General features: G+C 72.6%; 11 protein-coding genes. 4 read left to right on the top strand and 7 right to left on the bottom strand.

The window, feature by feature from the left end; genetic code table 11:
- Together K933_RS18260 and K933_RS03955 are read right to left on the bottom strand one after the other, a co-directional pair.
- Positions 1-291 (bottom strand): DUF7523 family protein (locus K933_RS18260; RefSeq protein ID WP_449240083.1); only part of this gene is annotated, 291 nt, incomplete at its 3' end.
- A gap of 96 nt (positions 292-387) precedes the next feature.
- On the bottom strand, positions 388-1449 hold the full coding sequence (locus K933_RS03955) for a PAS domain-containing sensor histidine kinase (RefSeq protein ID WP_023393396.1): 1062 nt from the start codon (positions 1447-1449) through the stop codon (positions 388-390).
- A gap of 180 nt (positions 1450-1629) precedes the next feature.
- Here K933_RS03955 and K933_RS17805 point away from each other — a divergent pair, with 180 nt between their 5' ends.
- The 3 genes from K933_RS17805 (at position 1630) to K933_RS03940 (ending at position 4245) form a co-directional block, all read left to right on the top strand.
- Complete coding sequence (locus K933_RS17805; protein WP_023393395.1) at positions 1630-1872, top strand: hypothetical protein; 243 nt, start codon at positions 1630-1632, stop codon at positions 1870-1872.
- A 264-nt stretch (positions 1873-2136) separates the two neighbouring features.
- A complete protein-coding gene (locus K933_RS03945) occupies positions 2137-3042 on the top strand; it encodes a CbiX/SirB N-terminal domain-containing protein (protein ID WP_023393394.1) in 906 nt (301 codons plus the stop codon).
- Positions 3043-4245 carry a DR2241 family protein gene (locus K933_RS03940; protein WP_023393393.1) on the top strand — a complete coding sequence of 401 codons (1203 nt, stop codon included), beginning with the start codon at positions 3043-3045 and terminating at the stop codon, positions 4243-4245. It abuts the gene before it with no gap.
- A 30-nt stretch (positions 4246-4275) separates the two neighbouring features.
- On the opposite strand, the gene K933_RS03935 is transcribed toward K933_RS03940, so the two are convergent.
- The 4 genes from K933_RS03935 to K933_RS03920 all read right to left on the bottom strand — a co-directional run bounded on the left by K933_RS03935 (position 4276) and on the right by K933_RS03920 (position 7384).
- Positions 4276-4869: a DUF7524 family protein gene (locus K933_RS03935; protein WP_023393392.1), complete on the bottom strand. Its 594-nt coding sequence runs from the start codon at positions 4867-4869 to the stop codon at positions 4276-4278.
- Between the two features lie 74 nt (positions 4870-4943).
- Positions 4944-5132: a methytransferase partner Trm112 gene (locus tag K933_RS03930; protein ID WP_023393391.1), complete on the bottom strand. Its 189-nt coding sequence runs from the start codon at positions 5130-5132 to the stop codon at positions 4944-4946.
- Positions 5133-5226: 94 nt separating this feature from the next.
- Positions 5227-5955 (bottom strand): DUF547 domain-containing protein, encoded by a 729-nt coding sequence (locus K933_RS03925; RefSeq protein WP_023393390.1) that lies wholly within the window; start codon positions 5953-5955, stop codon positions 5227-5229.
- A gap of 100 nt (positions 5956-6055) precedes the next feature.
- Positions 6056-7384: an adenylosuccinate synthase gene (locus K933_RS03920; protein ID WP_023393389.1), complete on the bottom strand. Its 1329-nt coding sequence runs from the start codon at positions 7382-7384 to the stop codon at positions 6056-6058.
- Positions 7385-7643: 259 nt separating this feature from the next.
- On the opposite strand from K933_RS03920, the gene K933_RS03915 reads away from it, so the two are divergent.
- On the top strand, positions 7644-7949 hold the full coding sequence (locus K933_RS03915; RefSeq protein ID WP_023393388.1) for a hypothetical protein: 306 nt from the start codon (positions 7644-7646) through the stop codon (positions 7947-7949).
- 64 nt (positions 7950-8013) lie between these two features.
- On the opposite strand, the gene K933_RS18255 is transcribed toward K933_RS03915, so the two are convergent.
- Positions 8014-9157: DUF7527 domain-containing protein (locus tag K933_RS18255; protein ID WP_023393387.1), on the bottom strand; the 1144-nt coding region annotated here is incomplete at its 5' end.

Here is a 9157-nt window from a genome sequence, read left to right as displayed (position 1 = left end):
GTCGTCCGCGCGCTCGGTCCTCTCGTCGGCCGCGTCCGCCCCGGACCGCTCGGCGTCGACCCGTCCGAGCCCGCGCTCCATGGTGACGCGCGCGTCGAACGCCGGGTCGGCCGCGTCGAGGTCGGCGGCGTACCGGCGGAGCGCGGTGGCGACCGCGTCGGCGTCGGCGTCGACGCCCGCCGCGACGAGCGTCTCGGCGGCGGCGGCGTAGTTCACGACGCCCGCCCGGAGGGCGTCGAACAGGAACGGGCGCTCGCGGGCGGCGGCGCGGGCCGCCTCGGCGACGGTCATGCTCGGCGGGAGCGCGGCCGGGGGCATAACCCCGCCGGTCGCGAGCGGGGGGCGACTCGACCGTCGGTCCTCGACGGCGGGACGCGGACGACCGGCTCACTCGACGAAGCCGACGTTCGTCACCTCGAACCGGGCGCCGCCCGACGACGCCTCGGTCACGGCCACCTCCCAGCCGTGTGCGCCGACGATGGTGCGGACGACCGACAGCCCGAACCCCTGTCCGCCCTCGGCGTCGGTCGTGAACCCGTGGTCGAACACCCGCGAACGGTCCGCCTCGGCGACCCCGGGACCGTCGTCCTCGACGTAGAACCCGTCGTCGAGCGGCCCGACCTCGATCCGGACGCCCGCCCCGCCGTGCTGGACCGCGTTCCGGAACAGGTTGTCGAACACCTGCTGTAGACGGTCGGCGTCGGCCACGACCGGCGGCACCGGGACGTACTCCACCGTCGCGTCGTCGGGGAGCGCCCCCTCGCGTGCGTCGGCGACCAGCGCCCCGATATCCGTCACCGCCGGGTGTTCGACCACGTTCCCCCGTCTCGCCACGCGGAGCAGGTCGGTGATCAGCCGCTCCATCCGCGACACGCTCCGCTCGACGGCGTCGAGGTGGTCGGCGTCGCCGGTCTCGCGGTAGAGGTCGAGCCGTCCGACGACCACGTTGAGCGGGGAGCGGAGGTCGTGCGAGACGATGTCGGTGAACTCCTCCAGCCGGTCGTTCTGTCGTTCGAGCATCCGTTCGTACTGCTTCCGGGCCGTGACGTCGTGAGTCACGACCGTGTAGCCGTGGAGGGCGCCGTTCACGATCGGCGTGAACGTACACGCCCCCCAGAAGACGGAGCCGTCGGCCCGCTCGTGCCAGCCCTCGGTCTCGACGGGGTCGCCCTCGCGGGCGGCGAGGTTCGCGACCGCCCGTTCGAGGGCGTCGTCCTCCTCGGACCACAACAGTCCCACCGGCGACCCGACGGTGTCGGCCGCCTCGTAGCCGTACAGTCGCTCCGCGGTCCCCGGCCACGACTCGATCCGCCCCTCCAGGTCGAGCGTGAACATGGCGTACCCCGTCGCCGCCTCCACGATCCGGCGGTGGGCCGCCTGCTCGCTCGACTCGGTCCCTCCCGACGACACCTCCCCCGACCCGCCGTGCTGCCGCTCGCCGGGATGCATAACGTACAGTTGCGTTACGAGGAGATAACGTTGCGTACCGGACGCGTCCCCCGTGACCGCGTGCCGCGGGCGTCGGGCCGACTCCGGGGGTCCCGCTACGGAAACGGGTTTCAGTAACCCGCGGGACAGAAACCTCGTTCAGATTACCACTTTGAGGGTGGCCGTCCTACATTAACGTGTATGAGACAGCCCATTCCGGCCGTCCCCGACACCGACGCATCGCTCGCCGTCACCGCCGCCCTCGCGCTGGCGGTGCCGGTCGTCCTACTCGTGGCAACCTTCCCCGGCGCGGTGGCGGGCGGGGCGGCGCTGGTGGCCGCGGGCTACCTGCTGGCGCGGGTTCGCGAGTCGGCGGCGGTCCGCGCGCGCCTCCCCCGGCGGCGGGTGTGCGTCCCCGGCACGACCGCCTGCGTCGACGTCTGAGTCGGACCCGGGGCGACGGCGACCCGCCGGGTCGGCGCCGCCGGTCGCCGCCGCGCTCTCGCGGCCCTCCCTCGCGACGCGTTCGGCCCTCCCCCTCGCTCGACCCGCTCCCGTCCCCGCCGACGGACCGCCGGCCCTCCCCGTCTTCGTCCGGACCGTCCCTCCGTCGATGCTCCCGCGGGCGGGCGTGAGACCTGCGGTCAGCGACCGGATATCCGCCCCGCTGTCGAAGCCGATAAGGTCGACGCGCCCCTGGATCCGTGCATGAGTCAGGCGCTCGTCGTCGTCGCCCACGGGTCGCATCTGAATCCGGACTCGAGCGCGCCGACGTACGACCACGCGGACACGGTCCGTGCGACCGGGGCGTTCGACGAGGTCCGCACCGGCTTCTGGAAGGAGGAACCCAGCCTCCGCGAGGTGCTCCGCACCGTCGAAGCCGACGAGGTGTACGTCGTGCCGATGTTCATCTCGGAGGGGTACTTCACGGAGCAGGTGATCCCGCGGGAACTCCGGCTGGACGGCTGGGACGTCGCCGACTGGGAGTCGGACGGTCTCTCGGCGGACGTCGCCACCTACACCGCCGCGGACACGGGCCAGACGGTCCACTACTGCGGGCCGGTCGGCACCCACGAGGCGATGACCGACGTGCTCGTCCGCCGGGCCGAGAGCGTGACGGGCGACCCCGACGTGGGCGAGGGGTTCGGCTTCGCCGTCGTGGGCCACGGCACCGAGCGCAACGAGAACTCCGCGAAGGCCATCGAGTACCACGCCGAGCGGGTGCGGGAGATGGACCGCTTCGACGAGGTGCAGGCGCTGTACATGGACGAGGAGCCGGAGGTGGACGACGTGACCGACTACTTCGACTCCGACGACGTGGTCGTGGTGCCGCTGTTCGTCGCCGACGGCTTCCACACCCAAGAGGACATCCCCGAGGACATGGGGCTGACCGACGACTACCGCACCGGGTACGACGTGCCCGCCGACGTCGACGGCCACCGGATCTGGTACGCGGGCGCGGTCGGCACCGAACCCCTGCTGGCGGACGTGCTGCTCGAACGCGCCGCCGACGCCGGCGCGGACGTCTCGCGGGCCGTCGAGGAGGTCCGGGAGTCGACGCGGGTCGCGGCCGGCGGCTCCGCCTCCCCCTCGCCCCCGGAGGCCGACGACTGAATGCTCGACCGACACGCGGACGCGCTGGTCCGCGCGGCGGGCGAGGGGGTCGACTTCGACGGACTCCGGGTCTCGTCGACTCCCGACGGCTACCGGTTCGAGACGCCCGAGACGACCGCGGAGGGGCTCTCGGAGGCCGACCTTCGCGGCCGGGCCGACGACCCGTACGTCACCAACTGGTACTTCTGGGAGCGCGAGGTCGGCGGGCACGGCCGCCCCCGGCGGGCGTTCCTCCGGCGCGCGGAGGACGCGCCGATCCACTCGACCGACGACCCCGACCCCGAGGAGGACGCCGGCCGCGCGGTGCCCGACCGCTACGCCGCGCTCCGCGGGTCTGCGGAGGCGGGGGGTGACGGCGGCGAGGCTGACGAAGCCGACGCGGTCGACGGGGACGGCCACGGCGCGGGCGGCGACGGCGGCCTCGTCACCGAGTGGGGACAGCTCCGTATCGAGGCGACGCTCGGCGAGGGCGACGCCCGCCGGTACGACCTCAGACACGTCGACGACGCCGACGCGCGCGCCGCGGACCTCGATAGCCACGACGACCCGCTGGACGCGCGCGAGGTGGGGAAACTCGACGGCCGCGAGCGCTACCGACCGCTCAAGACCGCTCCCTCCCTCCGGCGCGGCTGGGTGTTCCCGTCGCTCGACCCGCGGGCGTTGACCGAGGCGGTTGAGGCGTTCTACCCCGCGACCGTCGCCAACTGGTACCGCGAGTACGAGGGCGAACTCGACGTCGACCACTGGGTCGACACGGCCGAACGCCAGACGGGCATCTACGACGTGATCGACGAACTCCCGCGCGAGGGCGTCGAGTACGTCGCGGAGGCGTGCTGTGTGGACTCGCAGTGTCTCCGCCGGCGCGAGTGGGAGTACGACGAGGGCGACGACCTGGCGGCCGACGGCGGCGACGGACCGTTCCCGTGCCGGGAGCCGTGCTCGCTCGTGGTCGCGGCCGCCCGGAAGTGGACGAAACTGGAGGCGGAGGAGGAGCGCGAGTACACGTTCACGCTCACGCCGAGCGAGCGGGAGCAGGTCGAGGATATCGTCGGCGCCGTCGCCGACGGCCGCGCCGCCGAGATACGCGAGGCGGACCTCTCGGAGGGGGCGAACCGCTACCGCGCGCGCTACCTCCGCGCCAAGCGGTTCGCGGACGGGGAGTCCGACGCGGGCGACGGCGACACCGACGACGCGACGGAGTGACCGCCCGCGGGGGCCACCCGGGGAGGGCGATCAGGAGAACAGGACGTACAGCGCGCCGGCGACGGCGACGACGACCGCGAGCAGGCCGAGCGTGAGCGCGACGCTCTGGAACGTCGTCTGGAGCACGAACGCGACCAACAGCGCCGCGACCGCCAGCCCGACCACCAGGTACGTGGTCGGCGTCGAGGCGGAGAACAGCCCGCCGACGGTGTCGCCGAGCGTCCGCGGGTCGTCCGACGACTCCTCGGTGCGGGGGCGCGAGAGCGTCTCGTCCACCTCGACGGGTCCCGAGCGCGCCGGCGGGTCGACCGTCACCTCGACCACCTCGCCCTCGGCGCCGTGGCCGGTGACGACCTCCAGCCCGCCGCGCACGCGGTCGTCGATGTCGGCCACCTCGACCCGGACGTCGCTGGTCGAGTCGCCGTCGACGTAGTGGTTGGAGGTCGCGACCGACGCCACCTCCGACAGCGGGCCGACGAACCGGAGGTGGACGTGGGCGGCCTCGCCCTCGTTCCGCAGTCGGACCGTGAACGACCCCTCCGCCGCGTAGCTCTCGGGGACGACCGCCTGGTTGAGGCGGTCGCGGTTGAGCGCGACGGCGAGCGGGGCCGACTCCGTGGACACGTGCGGGGATGACGGCATCGAGGCAAAAAGCTTCCCAGTCCGCTCCGACCCGACCGACGCGGGGGTCGCCCGACTCACTCCCGCATATCGGGCGGGAGGAGGTTGGGGATGCCCTCCTCGATGGGGTACTCCTCACCGCAGTCCGTACAGACGAGCAGCCCCTCGACGATCTCGCCGTCCTCCTCGTCGCGCTCCTCGACGGTGAGTTCGAGGTCGTGCTTGTCGAGCGGACAGCAGATGATGTCCAGCAGCGACTCCTTCATCGTCCGCCCGGAGTGGCGGACCGGTCAAAAGCCTACGGGTTCGGGTCCGAGCGCGGACGGATCCGCTCGTTCGCGGGTCGCCGCCCGCGGGCGGTCACTCCCGGAACCGCCGGGGTCGCGGCGACCAGTCCCAGTCGAGATAGCGCACCCGCGGGGAGGCGTCGGCGGGGAGCAGGTCGTACGCCCGGAGCAGCGTCCGGACCCCGCTCGCGCCGCCGAAGTCGCGGCGGAACCACAGACACGTCCGGGGGACGCGGACGACGCCCCGGCCGCGGAGGCCGGCGTCGGGGTCGTACTCGACCGTCCGGTCGAGGTAGGTCGCCGCCGCGTCGTCGAGTTCGGCGTCGGCGTCCCGCGAGTACGCCGCGACGGCCGGACAGCTCTCGGCGCCGCAGTTGAGCGCGAAGTGGACCCGGGGGTCGACTGCGGGGAGGCGGTGACGGCGCTCGAACCCCGACGCGAACAGCCGCGGCAGGTAGCCGAACCCGTGTTTCGACCGGCCGCGGAGGAGCCCGTGTTCGATACCGTCGAGCGAGAGCGGGTGGCCGGCCACCGGGAGCGCCTCCGCGCCGAAGAACGCGCGTCGGACCTCGTACAGGTCGGGTTCGGTGTCGAGGAGGAGTTGGGCGGCGGCGTTGTAGCAGTTGAGCCAGAACGCCGTCCGCGCGGGCACCGACAGCCCGGTCAGCGCCGCCTCGTCGAGGGTGGCGAGCGCCGTCACCCGCTCCTCGACGGGGTCGCCGACCCGGACCGCACGCAACAGCCGCGCGCTCGCGTCGACGGGGTCCGGGGTCGAGTCCGGGTCGGGGGTCGCGTCGCTCATACGCGGACGTGGGGCACGCCGTACGAAATCCCGTTCGGTTCGGCGGACGCCCGCTCCCGGGCGAGCGGGAGCCACGGTCCCCCTCGGTCGTCCGGCGACGCTACTGGCCGTCCCAGGGGTCCGTCCGGACGACGGTCTGGGAACGGTCGGGACCGACCCCGACGGCGTAGACGGGCGTGTCGATCTGGGCTTCGATGTACTCCAGGTAGTCGCGGCCCGCCTCGGGGATCGCCGCGTACCCCTCCGCGGCCACGTCGGCCCAGTCGACCTCCGGCCAGGTGTCGAACTCGCGGAGAACCGGCTCGCACCGGCCCCAGCGCTCGGTCGTCGTGGGCACCGTCTCGGTGGTCTCGCCGTCGAGTTCGTAGGCGTGGCCCACGTGCAGTTCGTCCAGTCCCGCGAGCACGTCGAGGTGGTTGACGGCGACGCCCGTGAACCCGCTCGTGCGGGCGGCGTGCCGGAGCATCGGCACGTCGAGCCAGCCGATCCGGCGCGGCCGGCCGGTGACGGTGCCGAACTCGCCGCCCTTCTCGCGGATGTCGTCGGCGAGGGGCTCGTCCTCGCCCGTGAGTTCGGTCGGGAGCGGTCCCTCGCCGACCCGCGAGAGGTACGCCTTCACGACGCCGATCACTTCGCCCTGTCCGACGACGGTGGGACCGACGCCCGACCCGGTGGCCGCCCCGCCCGCGGTGGGGTTCGACGAGGTGACGTACGGGTAGCTACCGTGGTCGATGTCGATCAGGGTGCCCTGCGCGCCCTCGAACATCACGCTGTCGCCCGCGGCGCGCCGCTCGGCGAGGAAGTCGCCGCAGTTGACGGTCATCCCCTCCTCGCGGAGGCGCTCGCCAACCTCGCTGTACTCCTCGTGGAGGGCGTCGACGTCGCACTCCTCGCCCGCCTCCAGGCCGTACACCTCCTCGATGAGCGCGCGCTTCTGCGGGACGGCGTACTCCAGTCGCCGTCGGAGCACGTCGGGGTCGAGCAAGTCGCCCACCCGGATGCCCCGGCGGCCCACCTTGTCCTCGTACGTGGGGCCGATGCCACGGCCGGTCGTCCCCACGGTCATGTCCGAGTCCGCCTTCGCCTCCTCCTCGATGCCGTCGAGCCGACGGTGGTACGGGAGGATGACGTGCGCCCGCTCGGCCACCCGCACGTCGGGGTCGAGTCCGCGCTCGCGGAGTTGGCCGAGTTCGTCGAACAGCGTCCGCGGGTTCACGACGCAGCCGTTGCCGAGCACGCCCACCTTGCCCCGAACCGCCCCGCTCGGGACGAGCGAGAGCGCGTACTCCTCGCCGTCCTCGACGACGGTGTGGCCGGCGTTGTCGCCGCCCTGATACCGGACGACGATGTCGGCGCCCCCGCCCCACAGGTCGACGAGCGCGCCCTTCCCCTCGTCGCCGAGCTGGGAGCCGACGATCGTTACAGTCATTCCGTCCCCCCGTTCCGCCCCCCTCGGTAAACCGATTGCGGTCCGGCCCGCTCGAACGCGGCCCAGATAACCACGAGTACGGATCCCGACGGCGATACAGCCCCGAACGTATCCGCCCCCGTGCACATTCGCCGCCCGCGGACGACGGGGACCGCCGGGCCGGAACCGTTAACCCGTCACACGACGAAGCCGGGCGCACTCGATTCTCGCGGGGGAGAGGGGAACGTTTAAACCGTGGACGCACAAGTTAACATGTGGCATGATAGATCGACTTGAGAAGGAGGTGGACATGCTGGAACGGCACCTTCAGGTCCTCCGGATGGTCATCGAGAACGAACCGATCGGGATCGTGAAGATGTCGAACGAGACGGGGTACCCCCACCACAAAGTGCGCTACTCGCTGCGCGTCCTCGAGGAGGAGAACCTGATCGAACCGTCCAGCCAGGGAGCCATCACGACCGACCGCACCGTCGAGTTCGTCGACGAACTCGACGACAAACTCGACGAGATCATCGACAAGATCGGCGGCATGCGGATCGACAACGCGCCGGAAGTCGAGAACTGACGGGTTCGACGCCTTCGGTCCTGTTTCTGTTTCCGTGGTCGGAGGACGCGAGCGACGGCCCCGGCTACAGTTCGGGGACGGTGACGTGGAACTCGCCGTCGCGCGCCTCGACCAGACAGAGGTGGAACCCCCGCTTGCGCGAGAGGCGCACGAAGCTCTTGTGTTTCCCCCGGCCCAGCAGGCCGCCGCCGGTCGCGTCCGCGGCGGCTTCGAGCGCGCCGGGTTCGAAGAACGACGCCGTGACGGAGAACGCCGCACAGAGGCCGTCGTCCCGGCCGGCAACGTCGTTCGCGCCGCCGACGAGTTCGTCGAGCATCGACTCGGTCGTCGGCTCCCGGGAGTCGGTCACGTCGGCGACCACCAGCGGGGTGCCCATCCGGTCGCGCAACACCACGTCGAACGCCCGTTCCTCGTCGCGTTTCCCCTCCTCGTCGACGAGGTCGACCGTGCCGTGTAGCTCCGCGCGGTCGACCTTCGGGAGCGCCGTGAACAGCGCCCGGAGCGACGACTGGTTGCGCGTATCGCGTATCTCGTACAGCAGGTCGCGGACGGCCCACTCGACGAAGCCGTACTCGATGGTGTCCGCGAGGAACTCGGCGAACGGCCGGCCGTCGACCACGACCGCCTCGGCGTCGAAGTCGGTGTGGCGTTCGACCCGGAGGTTGTCGTTCACCTCCGCGGCGGTGGCGTTGCCCGCGAGCGCCTCCTCCAGCGTCGGTCCGCTCTTCGACTCGTAGCGGACGAACAGGTTCGTCCCCGCGAGCGCGCGGTCGGCGTGGACCGCCCGCTCGGCCGGCACGTCGGGCGCGCGCTCGCGCGCCGCCGCGGCCTCCTCGCGGGCCGACTCCAGTTCCGCCTCCAACTCCTCGATTCGGTCGCGGAGGCGGTCGTTCTCCTCGCGGAGTCGCCGCCGTTCCGCCTCGCTCTCTTCCGCCTCCGCGCGGACCGACTCCAGTTCCGTCTCGGTCTCGGCGAGTCGCTCGCGCGCCTCGTCGCGGGCGGCCCGCAGTCGCTCGCGGGCGGTCGGGTCGGCGTCGGTCGTGTCGGCGTCGGTCGGGTCGGCGGCGGCGTCGGCCGAATCTACCGCGTCGGTCGCGGCGTCGGCCGCGCCGGTCGCGGGGTCGTCGGTGCCGGCCGCGTCGTCGCCGCCCGGCCCGTCGTCGACCGGCGACGACCCGCCGCGCCGGCCGGGGTCGCCGCCTCGGCGT

Source organism: Candidatus Halobonum tyrrellensis G22 (assembly GCF_000495475.1).
Classification (GTDB): domain Archaea; phylum Halobacteriota; class Halobacteria; order Halobacteriales; family Haloferacaceae; genus Halobonum; species Halobonum tyrrellense.
This window is presented reverse-complemented; position numbering and strand designations above follow the sequence as displayed.